This window comes from Thiomonas sp. FB-Cd, from assembly GCF_000733775.1.
Lineage (GTDB): Bacteria > Pseudomonadota > Gammaproteobacteria > Burkholderiales > Burkholderiaceae_C > Thiomonas_A.
In genome coordinates this window covers 1,267,042-1,287,626 of the sequence record NZ_JPOE01000005.1, presented here as the reverse complement: position 1 = coordinate 1,287,626, position 20,585 = coordinate 1,267,042, and the positions used below count along the sequence as shown (strand labels likewise).

The following is a 20,585-nucleotide window of genomic DNA, read 5'->3' as shown; positions in this document are numbered from 1 at the left end:
GCGAATTGGGGGACGACAAAGCGGTGTCAGCCGGCGCGGCGCTTGATGTCCATCAGCCGCAGGATCATGGGGGTAAAGATGAGTTGCATCGCCAATCCCATCTTGCCACCGGGCACCACGAGCGTATTGGGCCGCGTCATCCATGAATCGTGCAGCATGGAGATGAGGTAGGGGAAATCAATGCCATGCGGGTCGGCAAATCGGATCACGACCATGCTTTCATCCAGGCTTGGGATGTCCTTGGCGATGAACGGATTGGACGTGTCCACGGTCGGAACCCGCTGAAAGTTCACATGCGTGCGCGAAAACTGCGGCGCGATGTGGTGCACATAGTCGGGCATGCGGCGCAGGATCGTGTCCATGACGGCCTCCTGCGAGTAGCCACGCTGGACTTGGTCGCGGTGCAGCTTCTGGATCCACTCCAGGTTGATGATGGGCACCACGCCCACCAGAAGATCGACCTGCTTGGCAACGTTGATCGCCTCGTCGGCATAGCCCCCGTGGAGGCCTTCGTAGAACATGAGATCGGAACTTGCGGTAATGTCCTTCCACGACGTGAAATTACCGGGTTCGACACCAAACTCGGCCGCTTCGCCAGCGTCGTGAATGTATTTGCGCACCTTGCCGCCCCCTGTGGCGCCATAGGCCTTGAAGAGATCCTCCAATTCACCCAGCAGGTTGGCCTCCGGCCCGAAGTGGCTGAAATTGCGGTTGCCCGCAAGCTCCTGCTTTTTCATTTCCTCCCGCATTTCCGTGCGGTTGTACTTGTGGAAGGAGTCACCCTCGATAATCTGCGCGGTAAGCTTTTCGCGTCGAAAGATGTGCTGGAAACTGCGCATCACCGTGGTGGTGCCGGCTCCCGACGAGCCCGTGATGGCGATGATGGGGTGTTTAGCTGACATGGCGTGAAGGTACGAAGGGAAGAATCCGGAAAAGCTGAAGGCAGCATCCGCCAACCGTAGCGTGCGGATGCGCGATGTCTCGTGTACTGGCAATACCAGCGCGCAGCAGGGCTCAGGCCCGCAGGTCGTCGTTGTATAGGGAACGATCCTTGAACAGCGGCGAGGCGAAGGGCTTGTCTTCCCCGCTATCGTATTCCCGGTGGTAGCGCTCCAGTCGCTCAATCTCGTTTCTCGAGCCCAACATCACCGGCACGCGTTGGTGCAGTGACGTTGGCTGCGCCGTGAGAATGCGGCCACGGCCAGTGGAGGCAGCCCCTCCGGCCTGTTCGATGATGAAGGCAATGGGATTGGCCTCGTACATCAGGCGCAAGCGGCCTGGCTTGCTTGGATCCTTGGCATCCTTCGGGTACATGAAAATCCCTCCGCGCATGAGGATGCGGTGCACGTCGGCGACCATGGAGGCGATCCAGCGCGTGTTGAAATCGCGCCCGCGGTCGCCAGTCTTGCCGGCCTTGCATTCAGCCACATAGCGCTGCACCGGCGGCTCCCAGAATCGCTCGTTGCTGCTGTTGATCGCGTATTCGGCAGTGTCGGCCGGAATCTGCAGGTCGGGATGGGTGAGAATGAAATTGCCAATCTCACGATCAAGCGTAAAGCCATGCGTTCCCTTGCCCACGGTCAGGACCATCATGGTCGACGGACCGTAGATGGCATAGCCGGCAGCGACTTGTTCCACGCCGGGACGCAGGTAATCCGCCACGGTGGGGTCACCGATCTTGCCATGGCGCAGGACAGAGAAAATGGTCCCCACCGACACATTGACGTCGATGTTGGACGAGCCGTCGAGCGGATCAAACACGAGAAGGTAAGGACCGCGCTCAAACTCCTTCGGCAGCGTGTAGGGATCGTCCATTTCCTCGGATGCCATCCCCGCCACCAATCCGCCCCATTCGCAGGCCTGGATCATCGCATCGTTGGAAAGCACGTCCAGCTTCTTCTGGGTTTCGCCCTGCACGTTCTCGGTGCCCAACGAGCCGAGGAATCCACCCAGCGCACCTTTGGCCGTCATCGAGGCAATGGCCTTGACGGCGGCGGTGACATCGACCAGCAGCGCGGCCAGGTCCGACTGGTCTTCTGAGCCGCGGAGTTGTTCGATGAGAAATTTGGAAATGGTGGTGCGGCCTTGCTGCATGATGAGTCTCCAGGTTCGAAAACAGAACGGCAAGCCCCGCCTGGGGGCTGAGGCACTCAGGGCGCGCCGGCCTTTGGGCCCTGTGCGTGGCGCACAGGGCCCAAAGAAACGCGACCCGGGCTCGTGTCGGGTTCGGGACAATCGTCTCGTCGATCGTTGCCCGCGATTGTTGGGTGCTGGCCGGCAGACGCGGAAGACCTGCGCCATTGAGGGCGCGCCTCGCTGGCCATCATTGCGCGCAAAACCTTGCCTGCTCCTGACTGCTTTCTCAAACACCCTGAGCCGCGGCGCAGTCAGGACGCTTGAAAAAGCCCGCAACCAGAATTAACGGAGACTCGCATGAACAGAACATTGCGGCTGCGGGAAAAGCTCATCGGTTACCCTTTGAGCCCGTTCACAACTGGCAAGCGCCCCCACTGCCGATCGGGAGAGGCGACGCTCGATACACCTTGAGGATTGCCACCGTTTCAGGTGCAACTCTCTTGCGGGTAAATATAAGCTATGGCGGAATTAAGGTAAATTCATCTTTTCTTGATTGCAAGTTCAGGATTTCTGAAGATGAACATCACCTTGCGCCAGTTACGTGTGTTTGTTGCCGCGGCGCGGCATCTCAACTTTGGCAAGGCCGCCAAGGATCTACACCTCACGCCCCCGGCCATTTCCATGCAGATTCGCGATCTGGAACTGCAGGTGGGCTTGCCGCTGTTCGAACGCAGCGGCAAATCGGTCAGTCTGACCATGACCGGGGAATACCTTTTGCTGTACGCCCGGCGCATGCTTGCCACCCTCAAGGACGCCGAGGATGCTCTCGCGCGTTTTCGTGGCCTGCAGACGGGCCGCCTGACGATCGGCATGGTCAGCACTGCGAAGTATTTCGTGCCGCGCCTGCTCAAGCTGTTTCGCGAAGAGCACCCCCACATCGAGATTCGCCTCGTGGTCGGCAACCGTGAGCAGCTGGTATCGCAGTTGCAAGGCAATGATCTCGACCTCGCCATCATGGGTCGCCCACCCCGTGAGATCGACACACGCGCGGAGCCTTTCGCAGCTCATCCACTGGGCGTCGTGTGCGCGCCTGAGCATCCCCTGATGGGCGGTGCGCCCACCACAGCAGCGGCGCTGGCGAACTACGGATTCATCATCCGTGAAAGCGGCTCAGGAACGCGCACGGCCATGGAAGAGTACCTTCGCCAGCATCGCGTCGACGTGCGCATCGAGATGGAGCTGGCCAGCAACGAGACCATCAAGCAGGCGGTGATGTCCGGCATGGGCATCAGCTTCCTGTCGCTGCACAGCATCGGGATGGAATTGCGCACGGGCATGATCGGCGTACCCGAAGTTGAAGGCCTGCCGCTGATTCGGCGCTGGCATGTCGTCAATACCGCAGCAAAGATGCTTTCGCCCTCGGCCGAAGCATTCCGCTACTTTGTCCTGGAACATGGCGAGTCCTATCTGGCCCAAGAATTCGGGCGCCTACAGCCCCTTGCACTCGAAGCTGCACAAGCCAAGCCTTTGGGGGCGCGTCCTTCCTCCCACGTCAATCTTGCGGCGCCAGCCCCCCACACGCCGCCAGAAAAACCAGCGGCGCAGTCTCGGCGCGCAGCACGCGCGAGCCGAGACTGACCGGCGCAAAGCCCGCGGCCCGCGCTCGCGCCGCTTCCTCGGGGTCCAGGCCACCCTCCGGGCCGCTCAACGCCAGGATCGAGCGCGCAGCCAGGGAATCTGCCTGCAGGCTTGCTTCATATCGGGTCGCCCAAACCGCAAATGGCGCGGCGTGCCCCTCGCGCGGCGCCGCCAGCAAGCACCGTGCGCGCCCTGCCGGATCGCTGCCGTCAAAGGCCGGCAAAGTCGCAAGCCAGCTCTGAAGCGAAAGGACCGGCCGGACCTCGGGTATGCGGTTACGCCCGCACTGCTCGCATGCTGCAACGACGACTGCCTGCCAATGCGCAACCCGGCGCGCGGCTCGTTCACCCTCCAGGCGCAGCACACTGCGCACAGTCATCAAGGGCTGGAGCGCTGCAACCCCCATTTCGGTCGCCTTTTCCACCAGCCAATCCATGCGGTCGTTGGCGGGCATACCCACGGCCAGTGTCACAGCCCACGGCAGCTCTCGCTCAATCGGCACATGGCGAAGGATCTCGGCGCGCGCCGGGCCTGCCGTCGAAACAAGCCGCGCCTCCCACTCGCCACCACGCCCGTCGAACACATGGAATTCGTCCCCCGGACGCAGCCGCAACGCATGCAAATGGCGAACTGTGTCTGCCGGCACGTCAAGCACACCCGCAGCGATCGGACCTGGCAGATGCAGTCGGGGCACGGAAGGCACTCTGGAAGAAATCAGCGAAACAGCTTCGCGGCTCAGCGTTGCAAAAGGTCCAGCAATGCCACAGTGTCGGCAGAAAACTGCGCGATGCCCTCGCTCAGTTTCGCCGCACCCATGACGTCCGTCGCCAGTGCCGCATCGAACGCCGCCTGCGTCAGGGCAAGGGGCCTGTCGTCCTCGGGGTCGCCGGCTTGCTCGGGGTCAAGTCGGCGCGGCATCGGGTCGTCGGATTGCGCCAGGGTCTCGAGCAGTGCCGGGGCAATCGTGAGCAGATCGCACCCGGCGAGTGCCTCGATTTGTGCCGTGTCGCGAAAGCTTGCGCCCATCACTTCGGTGCCGATGCCCCGCGACTTGTAGAAACGCCAGATACGCAACAGGGCACGCACACCCGGATCGCCCGGCCCGCGCATGGCCTGCGCGTCCCAAGCCTCTCCTGCCTGCGTCCGATACCAGTCGGTGATGCGCCCGACGAAGGGCGAAATCAGCTGCACATCAGCGGCCGCGCAGGCCCGCGCCTGAACAAAGGAAAACAGCAGGGTCATGTTGCACGCAATGCCATCGGCCCCGAGCCTGCGCGCGGCCTCGATCCCGGCCCAGGTGGAGGCGATCTTGATCAACACGCGTTCGCGCGCCACGCCCTGCGCCGCATAAAGCGCATGGATCCGGTGCGCGCGCTTGACTGTCGCCTCACAGTCGTGCGAGAGTCGCGCGTCGACCTCGGTGGACACCCGGCCGGGAATGCGCTCGAGGATCTCGCAGCCAAAACGCACCAGAAGACGATCCATCGCTGCGTCCGGGTTGTCGCGCACATCCTCGCGCACCTCGGGCAAGGCCAGCAATGGGGCGTATTCGCGCTGGCGTGTGGCGCGCAGCACGAGGCTCGGGTTCGTGGTTGCATCTTGTGGCTGCAGGCGTGGCAATTGCAGGTATTCCGCGGTGTCGGCCACGATTGCGCTGACGTGACGCAAAGCTTGCAGGCTATTCATGGTTGCATCGTAGTGAACATTTGCCCGCGCATTCCCCCTTCCTGGCGGGCACGAGCGCCTTCAGGCGGGAAGCGTGCTCGGTTGTTGCGGAGCCGTGGGCTGCGGCTCCGATGGCGTGCCCAGCACGATGGCCGTCAGGGCGCGCACCGCGGCCCGCTCACGGCTCACGTCTTCAGACTCGACATGGGCCGCGTGCTTTGCCCCGCTCAGGCGGGCTTGGTGCTGCAGCCGGCGCAAGTTCCGGTAAGCGTCGGCCGCCCTCTGACCAAGGCCTGCGGGCAAAAGGCCCAAGCGCTCGGCGATCTGCAGCAAGGCAATGTTTCCCGCATTCGCCACAAGTTCGGGATAAACCGGTGCGTATTCCAAAACCAGTGCCTGCACGGCGAATTCCACGTCCACCATGCCGCCCTCATCGTGCTTGAGATCGAACAAGCCGGTACGGTTCGGGTGCCCCTCAGCGACCTTGTGCCGCATGGCCAATATCTCTGCTTGCAGCGCCGCCCTGTCCCGCGGCATGCGCAGCACCCGCTCGCGGATCATCTCGAAGCGCGCGCCGAGCGCTGCGTCGCCCGCACAAAACCGTGCCCGGGTGAGTGCCTGATGCTCCCAGGTCCAGGCGGTGTTGCTGCCGCGGCCGAGCTGGTATTGCTCAAAGGCGACGAGTGTCGTCACCAGCAGGCCCGCGTTGCCGTTGGGGCGCAGGCGGGTATCGATCTCGAACAATCCGCCTGCCGGAGTGGACGCCGTAAGCCACCACACAAGCTTTCTCGCGAAATTGCCATAGCGCTCAGGAGCGTCGGGGTGGGAGTCGTCGAACAGGAACACGACATCCAGATCGCTTCCATAGCCCAGCTCCTTGCCCCCAAGCTTGCCATAGGCAATGACCGCAAAGGCCGGTTGTTCACGATGGCGGCGCGGCATCTCGCCCCAGCACCAGCGAATGGCCACACCGATGATGGCATCGGCCAAGCCCGAAATCTCGTCGGCCACCTGCTCCACCGTCAGTTGGCCTGCAAGGTCGCGCACAAGCGTGCGGAACAGCTCCGTGTGAAAGCCCCGCCGGAGGATGTCCAAACCCTCGCCTGCATCCCAGGTGGCACGCTGCACGAGGCGCGCGCGCTGTTGCTCGCACTGCTCGACACAATCCCGTGCGCTGAAGCGCTCGCGCGGCGCGTCAAGAAGCTCATCCACCACCATGGGGTTGCGCTTGATGTAATCGGCGGCCCAACTCGACGCTTCCAGAGCGCTCATGAGTCGGGTCAGCGCCTGAGGCTGCTCCGCGAAGAAAGCCAGATAGGTTTCACGCCGCCCGATGGCCTCCAGGACGTCGAGCAGGCGCGCCAGCGTCAAGTCTGCATCGCGGCTGCTGGCAGCGATCGCAATGCCGCGCTCGATCACGCGGAGCATGCGTCCCCTTCCGGCATCCGACAGGGCTGCATAACGGGGCGACTGTTCCAGAGCCTTAAGGCGCGCATGGCTGGCCTCGCCGGCAATTCCTGACTTGGCCAGGCTATGGCGCAGCGCGTCGAGGCTTTCGGCCGGCTTCTTGCAACCCACGCAACGTGGCCCCGTATGCAACAGCGCATCGAACTCTCCGGCCACGAATTCGCGCACCGCGTCCAGTGCGCTCAGCAATGCACACACCGGGCGTTTGGACTGAAGATGCGCAGCGGAGAGTTGCGGGCCCATCGCGTGCGCGAGTTGCTCGAGGTCGGCGTCATCAGTGGGCAGGCTATGGGTCTGCGCGTCATCCAGGTATTGGATGCGATGCTCCAACTGTCGCAAAAAGATGTAGCTCTCGGCCAGTTTGGATGCTGTGTCAGCCTGCAGCAAGCCAGCTTGGACAAGCAGCGGCAAAGACTGCAAGGTGTTGCGGTTGCGGATCTGCGGCATGCGCCCACCGCGCACAATCTGCAAAAGCTGCACGATGAATTCGATTTCCCGGATACCGCCGCGCCCGAGCTTGACGTCGTTCGCGCGGTCGGGCCGGGCTGTAGCGCGACGGGTCGCCTCAGCCCGGATTTGTCGGTGCAATCCGCGAAGGGCTTCAAGCATGGCAAAGTCGAGGTACCGGCGCCACACGAAGGGCTCGACCACGCCGTCGAGCGCATGCAGCGCCACCTGGGCCTGACTGGCATCCACCGGGGATACCACCCGGCTCTTGAGCCAGGCAAAGCGCTCCCACTCCCGGCCCTGGACCTGGAAATACTCTTCGAGCATGGCCAGGCTCACCACGGGTGGACCGCTGTCACCGTTGGGCCGCAACCGGGTGTCGACGCGAAACACGAAGCCGTCTTCGGTCATGTCCGAAAGCAATGGGACGAGCCGGCGCACGACCTGCGCAAAGTACTCGAAATTGGACAGCGGTACAGCGCCGTCGCTCTGCCCGTCCTGATCGTAGACGAACACCAAGTCGATGTCGGATGACACATTGAGCTCGTACCCGCCCAACTTGCCCATGCCCACGACCAGAAACTGGGCCTGCGCCCCCTCGGGCGTGCGCGGCACCCCGTGGCGCGCAACAAGCTCCGCATCGGCTTGGTGCAGGGCGTGGGCAATGGCGCTTTCAGCCATGTCGCTTATGCAACGGCACACCGCAACGAGTGGTGCACCCGAGAGCAGGTCCTGCTCCGCGAGACGCAGCATCAACGCATTGCGCACGCGCCGCAGGGCCGCGCCAAGCGGATGGCTGCCCCGCAGCGCCTGGACCGCAGCGTCGATCTCGGCCCGACTGGGCAAACCCGGCTGCCACAGCGCGAGAACATCGTCGAAACGACCCGCGTGGCGGCGGTAAAAGCGGGAATACGCGTCGAGTTGCATGAGCGAGTCGGGACCCCCGGTCCTTCGCCAACGGTTGATGATGGCCGCAGCATATTGCAGGAATGCGCCCTTTGCTCGGGCCGGGTCTTGCCAACAAGGGCCCGCCTTGCTCAGGGTCAAGCAAGGCTGGCCTGTCCGCGCAGGGGTGATGCTCGCGTTCACTACCATGGACCAACCCAGCGAGAACCCGCCCGTGTCTGCCCTGCACATCTCCCTCAAACTGGCCACACGCCTGCTGGAAGCAGCCATCACCCTCGTGTTCGGCTGCTATCTGCTTCTCGGCGCAGGGCTGCTGACCCTGCGCTATGCCGTGCTGCCCAACGCCCAGGCGTTCGTGCCCTGGATGGAGCAGGCCAGCACCCGTGCGCTGGGACTGCGCGTGCACATTGGCGCTGTGCAAAGCCAGTGGACTGGCCTTTTGCCCACGCTATCGCTGCGTGATCTGGTGATCGACAACCCCCAGGGCCAGCCGGCGCTGCGCTTTGCCTCGGTGGAGGCCCTACCGTCGTGGAAGAGCCTACCGCGCCTGCAACTGAGCTTTGAGCAGCTCGCCATCAGCGGGCCGCAACTGACCATTGTGCGAACGGATCCCGCGCATCTGGACGTGGGTGGCATCCGGTTCGACCTGAACGCCCCCGGCAGTGGCGCAGCGCAGCGCTTCGCGGACTGGTTGTTCGAGCAAGACCAGATCCTGATTCAGCATGGCCAGATCACCTGGGTCGATGCGGCACGTGGTGAAGCGCCGCTGATCCTGCGCGACGTCAACCTCGACTTACGCAACACCCAGCTGCAGCACCGCGCGGCGCTTCAGGCCACGCCACCACCGGAGCTGGGCACGCCCGTGGACGTGCGGGCCGACTTTCATCAGCCGCTGTTTCTGCGCCACACGGCGGATTTCGCCCGCTGGCACGGGCAGCTCTGGGCCAGCTGGCCACGCGTGGACCTGGGTCAGCTCGCGCGCTACACGCCGCTGCCAGCGCAAGTTGTGGGAGGTCGCGGTTCGCTGCAAGCCTGGGTGGACGTGGGCACGCAATACACGCTCAGCCAGGCAACGGCGCTTGTTGCCCTGCACGACGCCCAGGCAAGACTCGCCCCATCCTTGCCGCCATTGGCCTTAACCGACCTGAGCGGACGCATGACCGGCAAGCCCCTTCCGGGTGGATTCCAGATCAGTGCAAGCGCTCTGCAGTTCAACACCCCACAAGGCGCAGGCCTGCCGGCGCTCGATGCCACATTGCGCTGGCAGAACGCGCCTGGACAAGGTGCAAGCGGAAGCTTGCGCACCGGGCCGCTCGATCTGCAAGCCCTGGACGCGGTCGCGGCGCAATTGCCGCTACCGGCCACCTGGCATGAACGCCTGTCCCAACTGCAGCCGCAAGGCCGGATCGACAGCCTCATGGCCTCCTGGCAAGACCCCGCCGGTAGGGCACCCGCAACCCTGCCTGCACAGTACAAACTGCAGATCGCATTTACCGGCTTGGGCTGGAACAGCCCTGCCGCGGGCATCACCAATGCGCCGCGGCCCGGCGCCAGCACACCGTCAGGGGCCGGATCTGCCCCCGCCGCGGTGGCTGAGGCGCCACAGGGCGATGGCGCGCACCTTCCGCGCGACCTGCCTGGCGTGCAGAACCTGAGCGGGCGCATCCAGGCCGACCAGACCGGCGGGCAAGCCCAGCTGACGATGCGGCGGGGCGCCATCGCTTTGCCGACAATCTTCGAGGCCGAGCGCCTCCCGGTGGAGAATCTGGCCACAACGCTGAGCTGGAGCCGTACGCCAGACGGACAGTGGAGCGTGCAAGCCGCCAAGCTGCAACTCTCCACGCCGGATGCCAGCGGCACCGCAAGTCTGCACTACCAAACGCTCGCTCGAGGGCCAGGCCTGCTCAACCTTACCGCCCGTCTGGACCGCGCCGAGGCGCGCGCGGTGCCGAAGTACTTGCCGCTGGGCATTCCTGAGGGGACGCGCGAGTACCTTCGCACCGCCATCGCAGGCGGCAGCTCGAACGACGTGCGCTTCATCGTACAAGGCCCTCTAGCCGACTTTCCGTTCAAAAAACCCGGAAGTGGTGTGTTCTCGGTCACGGCGCGCATCGTGGACGGCGCCTTCAATGCAGCGCCGGTGCGCATCCTGGCCAAACAGGAGCCAGCGCAACCCCAGGACGTGCACGCCAACGCCACATGGCCCGCGTTCACGAACATAGCGGGCCTGCTCGAATGCACAGGCCAGGGCCTGCAGATCCGCGGAGCCTCAGCCCATGTGTTCGGCGCAAACCTGCGCAATGTCCAGATCAGCCTGCCCGACTTCTCCAAACCCGTGCTTTCAGCGCGCGGCCAGGTACAGGCGCAAGCCTCGGATGCGCTGCGCTACCTGCGCGAGAGTCCGCTGGACGCCATGCTTGGTCACGCCCTCACGCAGGCCCAGGCCAGCGGCCCCTTGCAGGCCAACCTGGCGCTGGTGCTGCCCATACTGGACCTGAAGCGCAGCACGGTGCAGGGCCAGGTCAACCTGCTGGGCAACCAGCTGGACTACATGCCCATCCTGCCGCCGTTCGATGGCGTACGTGGCACGGTTGACTTTAGCGACACCGGCTTTAGCCTGCGCGCCACGGCCCAGAATTTTCTCGGAGGGCCTTTGCAGTTGGCCGGTGGGCAGCGCGCCGGCAAGCCGCTACAGCTCGATGCCAGCGGCACCGTCAGCGCACGCGCGTTGAAGGCTGCGCCGCGTCTGGCGCCATGGCGCGAGCTGATGCGCCATCTGCAAGGCAGCACGCAGTTCACCGCCCGCATCGGCACGACGCCCACTGCCGAAGGCACGCAACCCCAAGTGCAGCTGCAGAGCAGCATGGTCGGTATGGCCATCGATCTGCCCCCGCCACTGGGTAAGGCGGCGGCGGCGACCGACACGCTGCGCTTCGACCAATCGGTCTCGTCCGCTGCAGCAGGGCCTCCACGGAGCGTGTGGCGCATCGACCTCGGCGGCGATTTGCGCGCGCAGTTCGTGCGCCACATCACGCCACAGGGAGCGACCTTACAAAGCGGCGGCATTGCGTTGGGGGTGCAGGCTGAGGTGCCAAACCCCACGCAGGGCGTTCAGGCAAATGTGCGACTGCCTCTGCTGGACCTTGACGCCTGGCAGCGCGCGCTGTCCGTCTCGACAGGCGCTCAGGCGGTGCCGCCAGGGCAGGCCCCGCCCGCTGACTTGTTGGGCTATCTGCCCCAGATGCTTTCGCTTCGGGTGGGCCAGTTGACCGTGTCTGATCGGCTTTTCGATGACGTCGTGCTCGGCGCGACACGAGCCGGTTCCTTGTGGCAGGCCAATCTGGATAGCAAACAGGTCGCCGGTTACGTGGCATGGCAAATGGGCAAGGGCGAGGCCCCCGGAAGCATCACGGCGCGCCTGTCGCATTTGAGCCTGCCCAAGAGCGCTGACCCCGATGTGGAGCGCCTTCTGGAACGCCAGCCCCGGAGCATGCCGGCATTGAACGTGGTGGCCGACGATGTGGATCTGCATGGGCACCGCTTCAGTCGTCTGGATGTGCGCGCCACCAATCGTGACGTTGGCGGGGTGAAGGAATGGCGGCTCAACAGCTTCTCGCTGGCCGCGCCCGAAGCCACGGTCACCGGCAGCGGAGACTGGGTGGCCACGGACCCGCCAGCCCCGGGATCAGGCGCGCACGCATCGGGCGGAGCCGCCCCGCGGCGCATGGCCATTGGCTTCAGGCTTGTGATCCAGGATGCAGGTGAGCTCCTTGGGCGCCTAGGCAAGCCCGGACTCCTCAAGGGGGGAAAGGGATCGATGCAGGGCACGGTTTCGTGGATCGGCTCACCTTTGTCGATCGACTACCCCACGCTTTCGGGGCAGCTCAGTGTCGATCTTGGCAAGGGACAGTTCCTCAAGGCCGATCCGGGGATCGCCAAGCTGCTGGGCGTGCTCAGCCTGCAAAGCCTGCCTCGTCGATTGCTGTTCAATTTCAGCGACCTGTTTGAGTCCGGTTTCGTCTTTGACAAGGTCGGCGCCGACGTGCAACTACGCGACGGCGTGGCCAGGACCAACAATTTCAAGATGAGTGGCGTGGCGGCAACCGTGTTTATCGACGGAAGTGCCGATCTCGCACGGGAAACCCAGGATCTGTATGTGGTCGTGGTGCCCGAGATCAACGCGGGCTCGGCGTCGCTCGCCTATGCTTTGGTCAACCCCGCCGTCGGGCTGGGAACATTCATTGCCCAGCTCATTGCGCGCAAACCACTGATGAAGGCTTTTACGTACGGCTACCACGTCACCGGCACGTGGACGAAACCTGATGTGCGCGCGGCCAGCGACGACAGGACCACGGGCTCTGAGGCCCCCAATTCTCCTGCATCCAGGGCCGAGCAGGCACAGCAGACGCCCGCACCGTCCCTTGCCCCCTGAGACCGCTACGCCTTGCCGCCACCGACATTGACCAACCCAGGACACGCCATGCATGTTGCCGCCATTCAAATGGTTTCAACCACCAAGGTCGACACCAATCTCGCGCGCGCCGATGCGCTGCTTGCCGAGGCCGCCAGGCAGGGCGCGCGCCTTGCCGTGTTGCCCGAATATTTTTGCCTCATGGGCGCCAGCGAGGCCGACAAGGTCGCCGCGCGCGAGCCGCTCGGGGCCGGGCCCATCCAAGCCTTCCTGGCCGATTGCGCGCAGCGCTACGGATTGTGGCTGGCCGGTGGCTCCATGCCTCTCGCGTGCCCTGATCCACAACGGGTGCTCAACGCCACCTTGGTGTTCGACCCGCAAGGCCATCGCGTGGCGCGCTACGACAAGATGCACCTATTTGCCTTCCAGCGCGGACAGGAGCGATACGCCGAGGCCGACAGCATCACCCCTGGTGACGCACCCGTCGCGTTCGACTGCGAGGGGCTGCGCGTGGGCCTGTCGATCTGTTACGACCTGCGCTTTCCCGAGCTTTACCGCAAGCTCTCCACACCCGATCCCTGCGACGCCTTCCTCGTGCCCGCCGCATTCACGTACACGACCGGCGAAAAGCATTGGGAAGTGCTCCTGCGCGCACGCGCCATCGAAAACCTGGCTTATGTGGTTGCCAGCGCGCAGGGGGGCCGTCACGAGAACGGGCGCCGCACCTGGGGCCACAGCATGATCATCGACCCGTGGGGCGAAGTGCTCGCGATGCAGGCCGAAGGCGAGGGCGTGGTCAGCGCCCAACTTGACCCCGGGCGCATCAGCGAGCATCGCACCAGCCTTCCTGCACTCATGCACCGGCTTGTCTGAGGTGCCTCCCGCAGCCGGATTCGCGACGGGCAACCGCGTGAGTCCGGTATGCGACGCGGCTTGCGGCGCGGCGCGCGGCATGGCCGCCGCACCGCGAGGCCTTTACATTCACTTCTGCGGCGGGTAGGCCACGTAGATTTCCACGCGACGGTTGAGCGCGCGACCCTCCTCGGTCTGGTTGCTCGCGACAGGATTCTGCGGCCCCATGCCCTGCGTGGCGATGCGCTGCGGCTGCACGCCGCGCGACACCAGGTAGTTCTTCACGCTGAGCGCGCGATTTTCCGACAATGGGTAGTTGATCGCGTCACTGCCCGTGTTGTCCGTAAAGCCGAGGATCTGCACCGACTCGGTGGGGTTTTGCATGAGGCCATTGGCCAGTTCATCCAGCGCTGGGTAGAGGTTCGCGTTGAGCTGGGCGCTTCCCGTGGCGAATCCGGCAGCGGCGGGCACGTTGATCTTCAGCCGGTTGTCGGCCGTTTGCGTCACCTGCGCCCCCGTTCCGGCAGTGGCCTGCTGCATCTGCTGCTTTTGCTTCTCCAGATGTTGGTTCCAGAGGTAGCCGCCTGCGGCGCCAACCGCGGCACCCAGTGCGGCGCCCTGCAATGCGCTGGAGCCCTTATTGCCGCCAGCCGTGAGCGCTCCGAGCACAGCACCGGCAGCCGCCCCAATGCCGGCCCCGGACGCCGTGCTCTTCTGGGATTGGGTCATGTCCGCGCAGCCACCGAGTGCGAGCGTGGCTGCGACGGTAAGGGAAATGCTCTTCTTCAGCATGGTCATTCTCCTGATGTTGACATGTTGACAAGTCCTGCGAGGGATGCACCCGACTGAGTGTACCGGCCCATCCGGCGCCATGATCAGGTTCTGGGCGGGGCCGGTCAGGCCGCACTTAAACAGGCTCCTATGGCATCACAGCTCCGTAAGGCTGAGCTGGAGCCGACGCGCACACAGGTGTTGCGCGCAAAGTCAAGACTACTGAACCCCTTGTTCGTAGCGTTGGCCCCTTTTTGCGCGGGGGCCGACGATCCTTCGGAAGGAACAATGGATGCCGATCCATGCACTCAAGGCCCAGGACCTGTCGGTGCGCGCATGCAGCGGTTGGTCGCGCAACCCTTCGCTGCGATGGTGCGCCAAGTGCTGCCGCATTGACCGGCAAGACAGGGGCACGACGCTCCGCGTCGAGAGGCCGTCAGCAAGGTGTCAGCAAACCGATAAACGCCAGGTGGATGACGCTTGCCGCCATACCCGAGTGCGGTACTGGGACACTCGTTCAAGAACGCTGTCCCGACCGAGCGCAGCGGCCTATAGTGGGCAGCGAGTGCTTTTTTGAGAGGGGAGTGCCCGGCCTCAGAAACGACCGGCACCTGGTCCAAACGGACGCGCTAGACAAGGAGACGCAAGATGCAAAAGTCGCTTCACATTGATCCGGATAAATGCACCGGTTGCCTTCAATGCGAGATGGCGTGCTCATATGAAAATTATGAGGTATTCAACACCGCAAAGAGCCGCATCAAGGTGTTCGATTTTCACGAAACCGGACGCAAGGTTCCCTACACGTGCACGCAGTGCGACGAGGCCTGGTGTCTGCACGCCTGCCCCGTGGAGGCCATCAAAGTCGATGCCGCGACCGGCGCCAAAATAGTGCTCGAGGACACCTGTGTGGGGTGCAAGGTCTGCACGATCGCCTGCCCCTTCGGCACAGTCAATTACGTCGCTGATACGGGCAAGGTTCAAAAGTGCGATCTTTGCGGAGGAGAACCCGCCTGCGCCGAGGCCTGCCCAACCGGCGCCATTACCTATGTGGACGCGAGCTGGACCGGGCTGTCGCGCATGCAGCAGTGGGCTGACAAGCTCGGCAACCAGAACGCTGCGGCCTGAAGCCAAAGCTTCGGGATCCCCATCGATCAAAGCAAGGAGACAGAACCATGACCTGGGCTGGAAAGATTTTGCGGGTGAACCTTACTCAAGGCACTATCAAGAGCGAGCCGCTGAACATGCAATGGGCGCGCGAGTACATTGGACAGCGCGGCTTGGCCACCAAGTATTTCGTCGAGGAGGTCGACCCGAAGGTGGACCCTTTGTCAGCCGACAACAAGATCATCTATGCCACGGGGCCCCTCACGGGCACGATGGTCTCCACTGGCGGACGGTATTCGGTCATCACGAAAGGGGCGCTCACTGGAGCGATCGCTTGCTCCAACTCCGGCGGTTACTTCGGCGCGGAGCTGAAGATGGCGGGCTGGGACATGATCATCGTCGAGGGTGAAGCCCCCAAGCCTGTGTATCTTTACATCGAAAACGAAAAGGCCGAGTTGCGTGATGCCTCCCCTATCTGGGGCAAGACGGTCTGGGAAACCGAACCGTGGATCAAGAACCACCATCAGGATCCGCTTATCCGCGTCAATTCCATCGGCCGCACCGGAGAAAACGGCGTGATGTACGCAGCCGTGGTCAACGACCTGCACCGCGCTGCCGGGCGCTCAGGCGTGGGCACCGTCATGGGGAGCAAGAAGCTGAAGGCCATTGCCGTGCGCGGCACCAAGGGCGTGGGCAATGTGCGTGATCCCAAGGCCTTCTTCAGCGCCGTCAACGCAGCCAAGAAGGTCCTCCACGACAACGCCGTCACCGGCCAGGGCCTGCCCAAGTACGGCACTCAGGTGTTGATGAACGTGATCAATGAGATTGGCGCCATGCCAACGCGCAATCACCGGGACGTGCAGTTCGAAGGCGCCAAGGACATCTCCGGCGAGGCCATGCACGAGCCGCGCAAGACCGACGGCAAACCGAACCTCGTCACCAATCAAGCCTGCTTCGGTTGCACGATCGCCTGTGGGCGGATCAGCAAGATTGACGAGCATCACTTCAGCGTGGAGAACAAACCCCAGTACTGGGGTGCCTCGGGAGGCCTGGAATACGAGGCGGCGTGGGCTCTGGGCTCGGCCAACGGCGTGAATGACCTCGAGGCATTGACCTACGCCAATTTCATCTGCAACGAAGATGGCATGGATCCGATCACCTTTGGCGCCACCGTGGGCGCGGTCATGGAGCTCTACGACATGGGTCTCCTCACCAAGGAACAACTTGGCGTGGAAGCTCCCTTCGGCTCAGCCAAGGCGCTGACGTATTTTGCGGAAATCACGGCGCGCGGCGAGGGTTTCGGTAAGGAAATCGGTCTGGGAAGCAAGCGCCTGACCGCCAAGTACGGCCATCCTGAACTATCCATGAGTGTCAAGGGCCAAGAGTTTCCGGCCTACGACAGCCGTGGCATTCAAGGCATGGGTTTGGCCTACGCCACGTCCAACCGCGGAGCGTGCCACCTGCGCGGCTACACGGTGGCCTCCGAGGTGCTCGGCATCCCGGTGAAAACCGATCCACTCGTTACGGAGGGAAAGCCCGAGCTTGTCAAGGCATTCCAGGACGCGACCGCCGTATTCGACTCGGCAGGCGTGTGCGTGTTTACCACCTTTGCATGGACTCTTGCCGATCTGCAGCCGCAACTGGCTGCCGCTTGCGACGACGGGTTCAGCATGGAGAACTTGGCCACCATCGGGGAGCGCATCTGGAACATGGAGCGCGATTACAACAACCGCGCGGGGTTCACGGCGAAAGATGACACCCTGCCGCCGCGCCTGCTCAACGAGCCGGCGAAGACGGGTCCTGCAAAGGGCCTTGTGAACAAGCTGCCCGAGATGCTGCCCAAGTACTACGAAATTCGTGGCTGGACACCCGAGGGCACGCTCAAGCCTGAAACGCGCGCACGATTGGGGCTGTGACATGCGTCGCCACGTGATTATCGGCAACGGCCCGGCGGGGGTCGTTGCCGCTGAGACCCTGCGCAAAAATGCGCCGGCCGGCGACGCCATCGTGCTTATCGGTGACGAGGACACACCGCCCTATTCACGCATGGCGATCCCCTACCTTCTGCACGGCGACATCACCGAGCGCGGCACGTGGTTGCGCAAGGATCCACAGCACTGGAAAACCCTGGACATTGCGCTCAGGCGCGACCGCGTTAAGGCGCTGGATACCGCGCACAAGAGCCTGTCGTTCGAGTCCGGCGACGCGCTGTCATTTGACACCTTGCTGATTGCCACGGGCTCAAGCCCCGTGCTGCCCCCGATCCCCGGAATTCACGCGCAGCGCGTGCACACGTGCTGGACCCTTGAGGATGCGCGCGCCATCGAGAAGTTCGCTGTCCCTGGCGCCCGCGTGATCCAGCTCGGAGCCGGGTTCATTGGGTGCATCATCATGGAGAGCCTCGTGCGCAGGCGCGTTGCGCTCACCGTGGTTGAAATGGGCGACCGCATGGTGCCGCGCATGATGGGCGAGACCGCGGGGGGCATGATCCGGGACTGGGTACAGGCCAAGGGCGTGCAGGTGCATACCGGCGCCCGCATCGAATCCATCGAATCCAACCCCCCGGATATGCAGGCGCCCCTGGCTGTGCGACTGTCCAGCGGGCAACGCCTGCCCGCCGATCTTGTCATCAGCGCAGCTGGCGTCAAGCCCAATATCGCTTTTCTTGAGAGCTCAGCAGTGCGATGCCTTCAAGGGGTCCTCACCGATGAGACGATGCAAACCAGCGTGCCCGGCGTCTATGCGGCGGGCGACTGCGCCGAGGCGTTCGATGCGGTATATGGCAAGCCCATTGTCAGCGCCATTCAGCCCAACGCGGTGGATCAGGCCTATGTCGCGGCGTTGAACATGGTTGGCAAACACGCCCAGCTGCGCGGCGTCACGCAAATCAACGTCCTGGACACGCTGGGGCTTATCTCCTGCAGCTTCGGCCAGTGGCAAGGGGTGCCGGGTGGCCAGGGTATCGAGCTGACCGACCGCGCCGGCTTCAAGCACCTCAGCCTGCAGTTTGACGGCGACGTGATGGTGGGCAGCAACAGCATTGGCACCACGGAGCACATTGGCGTGCTGCGCGGCTTGGTGGAAGGGCGCGTCAAGCTCGGCGCGTGGAAGGACAAGCTGCTGGCCGACCCCACAGCGCTCATGGAAGCCTATCTTGCGACGGCTCAGGCCCAGAGCCGGCGCAGCCTGCTGGCAGCATGACTGCGGTTCAAGCACCCCCTTCGGGATCCGGGTCCGGCCTTGCTGATGCGACTGCCGGCCCGAGCTTGCGCATCACGCTCAAGTTGATGGCCACGCTCACGGACTATCTGCCGCAGCCACGCCAAGGCCATCAGATCGATCTGGAGCTGCTCGCGGGCACGACGATCCAGGACGTCGTCGAACGCTTCCACTTGCCTTGGCAACTCGTGCATCTGGTGTTGGTCGACGGGGTTTACATCTATCCGGACAAGCGTGACACGCGCGAGCTACGCGACGGCGAGACCCTGGCCATCTGGCCGCCCGTTGCCGGCGGCTGAGTTGCGCATGTTCAGCGCTGACGCTCCGGCCTCAACAGAGCTCGACATGGCCATCACGCGCGCCGATTTCGCGCGACAGCTCACCATGGCTTTTGGCCCCTTGCAAGCTCCGCGCGCGGACACCTACGTCGGCCAAAGCGACTGCTGTGCCTGGTCCATCACATTGCGACCCGCCACGCCCACACGCTTGGGACGAATCGTGCTGGAACGCTGGACGGTCAGCATCGAGCTCACCGCATCCACCCCTGAGGGGCGAGCGCAATGGTGGAACCGCTTCGGTGCGTATTTTCAAAAAGGTGGGGGCTAAATCTCACGCCGAGTTGCCATCGCCCCTTGGCCTGCGGGGTGCTACCCCTTGCGCGGCCAGGACGGCCACTCCTGCGGCCGACAGCACGGCGGCTCGGCACACTTCACGGCTGAGCCGGGCGTGTCCCGCCCTTGCGCACAGGGTCAATGCACGGCATCAATCAAATCCGGCGCAAGCCCCAAATGGATGCCCGCGGGGTTCGCGCTATGCTTCACCGCCCTCGAGGACGGAGCTTGTCGCGCATGGGGTCAGCGTGCAGTCATCACTGGGATGCAAGTTCGCTTTGCGCTCGCGCGGAGCGGTCTTCAGGATTTGAGCCAGGATCGCCGGGATCTCGTAGACGGCGCGGTTACGCCGCGCCCTAACCCGCTGCTGATACTGCCCGAGCTGCTGGGTGATGTGATCCACGGCGGAACGAATGCCGCGAAACGAGGGAAGCACCAGGCCCAGGCCTTCCTCGGCGAGCCACTGCGTGTTGTAACGCTCCTGGGGCATGGTCCAGACATTGCGTGTCACGATCGCAGGCAGACCCAAGTGCAGCGCCTCACTCAGCGAGCCTGGTCCAGGTTTGCCAATGAAAAAGTCGCCAAGCCGCATGAAGTCCGCAACTTCGGTCGTGAAACCCAGGATCACACGCGGGGCTGCCGCAGGAAGCGCACGCAGCTTGGCGGCAAGAGCGGCATTGTGCCCGCACATCAGAACCATCTGCACATCGGGCAAGCGCTGTGCGATCCCCACCATGCTGCGTGAGCCGTGGCCGCCAAACATCACCACACCGGTTGGCTGCTCGGGATCCAGCCCAAGGGCGGCCGGATCGGGCGCTGGTGCGCGACGGTAGAAATCAGGGCGAATGATCATGCCCGACGTGGCGTGAATGCGGTGCTCACCAAAACCGGCCTGGCGCGCCTGCGCAACCGCTTTGGGCGTGCCACAAATGAGGTGCTGATCCTGGCCGGACTCGATCCAGAAATGCGGAGGATGGTCAGCCAAATCCGTGAGCACGGTGACATAGGGCACCCCTGGCAGGCTGCACGCGAGGCTTTCGAAGAGAGCGCGGTTGAAGTTGGGAATGAGCGACACCACCAGGTCCGGGCGTGTGCGCAACCAATGCTGCCCCAGCACCTTGAGCAAGGTGGGATGCAACAGGCGGATCAACGCCTGCAGCAGGCGCAATTCCGTGTGCAGCCCCAAGGTCAAGCCCCGCGCCAGCCGTGCGTTGTAATAGTCTTCCGGGGACAAGCCAAATTTCCGAAGGCTGCCTTGCGGGTCAAGCACCTCGGTGAGGTTCACCAGGCGTACAGTCCACCCCAACCCGCGCTCAGCGATTGCCTGTTGCAGTGCCAGCGCGGAGGCACGATGACCGCCGCCGGCGTTGAAATAGACCAGATCGACGGTGGGCACGCCGGACCTCTGCATCGCGACT

The 20,585-nt window shown here is 63.9% G+C and carries 15 protein-coding genes; 8 read left to right on the top strand and 7 right to left on the bottom strand.

All coding sequences use genetic code 11. From position 1 onward, the window contains the following. Positions 1 to 26: 26 nt before the first annotated feature. Positions 27 to 902, bottom strand: coding sequence for a phosphoribulokinase (locus tag CD04_RS0119715; protein WP_031409916.1), 876 nt, complete (start codon positions 900 to 902; stop codon positions 27 to 29). A gap of 112 nt (positions 903 to 1,014) precedes the next feature. Continuing rightward, a complete protein-coding gene (locus CD04_RS0119710) occupies positions 1,015 to 2,094 on the bottom strand; it encodes a class 1 fructose-bisphosphatase (protein WP_031409914.1) in 1,080 nt (359 codons plus the stop codon). A 558-nt stretch (positions 2,095 to 2,652) separates the two neighbouring features. On the opposite strand from CD04_RS0119710, the gene CD04_RS0119705 reads away from it, so the two are divergent. Continuing rightward, the gene (locus CD04_RS0119705) at positions 2,653 to 3,714 is read left to right on the top strand and encodes a LysR family transcriptional regulator (RefSeq protein ID WP_038168592.1); all 1,062 of its coding nucleotides are present in this window, start codon (positions 2,653 to 2,655) and stop codon (positions 3,712 to 3,714) included. Here the strand turns inward: CD04_RS0119705 and CD04_RS0119700 are convergent. From CD04_RS0119700 to glnE, 3 genes are read right to left on the bottom strand one after another with little or no spacing between them, the layout of a single operon-like run. After that, positions 3,629 to 4,408, bottom strand: a complete 780-nt coding sequence (locus tag CD04_RS0119700; protein ID WP_031409910.1) for a 16S rRNA (uracil(1498)-N(3))-methyltransferase — start codon at positions 4,406 to 4,408, stop codon at positions 3,629 to 3,631. The genes CD04_RS0119705 and CD04_RS0119700 overlap by 86 nt on opposite strands. Positions 4,409 to 4,449: 41 nt before the next feature. Continuing rightward, positions 4,450 to 5,400, bottom strand: coding sequence for a transaldolase family protein (locus CD04_RS0119695; protein WP_031409908.1), 951 nt, complete (start codon positions 5,398 to 5,400; stop codon positions 4,450 to 4,452). A gap of 60 nt (positions 5,401 to 5,460) precedes the next feature. Further along, positions 5,461 to 8,220: a bifunctional [glutamate--ammonia ligase]-adenylyl-L-tyrosine phosphorylase/[glutamate--ammonia-ligase] adenylyltransferase gene (gene glnE, locus CD04_RS0119690; RefSeq protein WP_038168926.1), complete on the bottom strand. Its 2,760-nt coding sequence runs from the start codon at positions 8,218 to 8,220 to the stop codon at positions 5,461 to 5,463. Positions 8,221 to 8,386: 166 nt separating this feature from the next. Between glnE and CD04_RS0119685 the strand changes: the two genes are divergently transcribed. Both CD04_RS0119685 and CD04_RS0119680 read left to right on the top strand, forming a co-directional pair. Then, positions 8,387 to 12,631 carry a YhdP family protein gene (locus CD04_RS0119685; protein ID WP_051849462.1) on the top strand — a complete coding sequence of 1,415 codons (4,245 nt, stop codon included), beginning with the start codon at positions 8,387 to 8,389 and terminating at the stop codon, positions 12,629 to 12,631. Positions 12,632 to 12,679: 48 nt separating this feature from the next. Further along, on the top strand, positions 12,680 to 13,483 hold the full coding sequence (locus CD04_RS0119680; RefSeq protein WP_031409902.1) for a carbon-nitrogen hydrolase family protein: 804 nt from the start codon (positions 12,680 to 12,682) through the stop codon (positions 13,481 to 13,483). Positions 13,484 to 13,591: 108 nt separating this feature from the next. Here CD04_RS0119680 and CD04_RS25115 read toward each other — a convergent pair whose 3' ends face one another. After that, positions 13,592 to 14,260, bottom strand: a complete 669-nt coding sequence (locus tag CD04_RS25115) for an OmpA family protein (RefSeq protein ID WP_081858100.1) — start codon at positions 14,258 to 14,260, stop codon at positions 13,592 to 13,594. A gap of 621 nt (positions 14,261 to 14,881) precedes the next feature. Between CD04_RS25115 and CD04_RS0119665 the strand changes: the two genes are divergently transcribed. The 5 genes from CD04_RS0119665 to CD04_RS0119645 are packed head-to-tail and all read left to right on the top strand — an operon-like array spanning position 14,882 to position 19,162. Next, positions 14,882 to 15,358: a 4Fe-4S dicluster domain-containing protein gene (locus CD04_RS0119665; RefSeq protein WP_031409898.1), complete on the top strand. Its 477-nt coding sequence runs from the start codon at positions 14,882 to 14,884 to the stop codon at positions 15,356 to 15,358. A 47-nt stretch (positions 15,359 to 15,405) separates the two neighbouring features. Further along, positions 15,406 to 17,253 carry an aldehyde ferredoxin oxidoreductase family protein gene (locus CD04_RS0119660; RefSeq protein WP_031409896.1) on the top strand — a complete coding sequence of 616 codons (1,848 nt, stop codon included), beginning with the start codon at positions 15,406 to 15,408 and terminating at the stop codon, positions 17,251 to 17,253. Between the two features lies 1 nt (position 17,254). Continuing rightward, positions 17,255 to 18,538 carry an NAD(P)/FAD-dependent oxidoreductase gene (locus tag CD04_RS0119655; protein WP_031409894.1) on the top strand — a complete coding sequence of 428 codons (1,284 nt, stop codon included), beginning with the start codon at positions 17,255 to 17,257 and terminating at the stop codon, positions 18,536 to 18,538. Beyond that, a complete protein-coding gene (locus CD04_RS0119650) occupies positions 18,535 to 18,855 on the top strand; it encodes a MoaD/ThiS family protein (RefSeq protein ID WP_369792860.1) in 321 nt (106 codons plus the stop codon). The genes CD04_RS0119655 and CD04_RS0119650 overlap by 4 nt, the downstream gene beginning before the upstream one ends. A 7-nt stretch (positions 18,856 to 18,862) precedes the next feature. Next, positions 18,863 to 19,162: a hypothetical protein gene (locus CD04_RS0119645; RefSeq protein ID WP_031409890.1), complete on the top strand. Its 300-nt coding sequence runs from the start codon at positions 18,863 to 18,865 to the stop codon at positions 19,160 to 19,162. A gap of 204 nt (positions 19,163 to 19,366) precedes the next feature. Here CD04_RS0119645 and CD04_RS0119640 read toward each other — a convergent pair whose 3' ends face one another. Continuing rightward, positions 19,367 to 20,563 (bottom strand): galactosyldiacylglycerol synthase, encoded by a 1,197-nt coding sequence (locus tag CD04_RS0119640; protein ID WP_038168924.1) that lies wholly within the window; start codon positions 20,561 to 20,563, stop codon positions 19,367 to 19,369. Positions 20,564 to 20,585 lie beyond the last annotated feature (22 nt).

Excerpts from the sequence above, each read along its gene's own strand:
- CD04_RS0119650 (WP_369792860.1), top strand. The coding sequence starts at position 18,535 with ATGACTGCGGTTCAAGCACCCCCTTCGGGATCCGGGTCCGGCCTTGCT.
- glnE (WP_038168926.1), bottom strand. The coding sequence starts at position 8,220 with ATGCAACTCGACGCGTATTCCCGCTTTTACCGCCGCCACGCGGGTCGT.
- CD04_RS0119645 (WP_031409890.1), top strand. The coding sequence starts at position 18,863 with ATGTTCAGCGCTGACGCTCCGGCCTCAACAGAGCTCGACATGGCCATC.
- CD04_RS0119715 (WP_031409916.1), bottom strand. The coding sequence starts at position 902 with ATGTCAGCTAAACACCCCATCATCGCCATCACGGGCTCGTCGGGAGCC.
- CD04_RS0119705 (WP_038168592.1), top strand. The coding sequence starts at position 2,653 with ATGAACATCACCTTGCGCCAGTTACGTGTGTTTGTTGCCGCGGCGCGG.
- CD04_RS0119660 (WP_031409896.1), top strand. The coding sequence starts at position 15,406 with ATGACCTGGGCTGGAAAGATTTTGCGGGTGAACCTTACTCAAGGCACT.
- CD04_RS25115 (WP_081858100.1), bottom strand. The coding sequence starts at position 14,260 with ATGACCATGCTGAAGAAGAGCATTTCCCTTACCGTCGCAGCCACGCTC.
- CD04_RS0119695 (WP_031409908.1), bottom strand. The coding sequence starts at position 5,400 with ATGAATAGCCTGCAAGCTTTGCGTCACGTCAGCGCAATCGTGGCCGAC.
- CD04_RS0119685 (WP_051849462.1), top strand. The coding sequence starts at position 8,387 with ATGGACCAACCCAGCGAGAACCCGCCCGTGTCTGCCCTGCACATCTCC.
- CD04_RS0119655 (WP_031409894.1), top strand. The coding sequence starts at position 17,255 with ATGCGTCGCCACGTGATTATCGGCAACGGCCCGGCGGGGGTCGTTGCC.
- CD04_RS0119710 (WP_031409914.1), bottom strand. The coding sequence starts at position 2,094 with ATGCAGCAAGGCCGCACCACCATTTCCAAATTTCTCATCGAACAACTC.
- CD04_RS0119680 (WP_031409902.1), top strand. The coding sequence starts at position 12,680 with ATGCATGTTGCCGCCATTCAAATGGTTTCAACCACCAAGGTCGACACC.
- CD04_RS0119665 (WP_031409898.1), top strand. The coding sequence starts at position 14,882 with ATGCAAAAGTCGCTTCACATTGATCCGGATAAATGCACCGGTTGCCTT.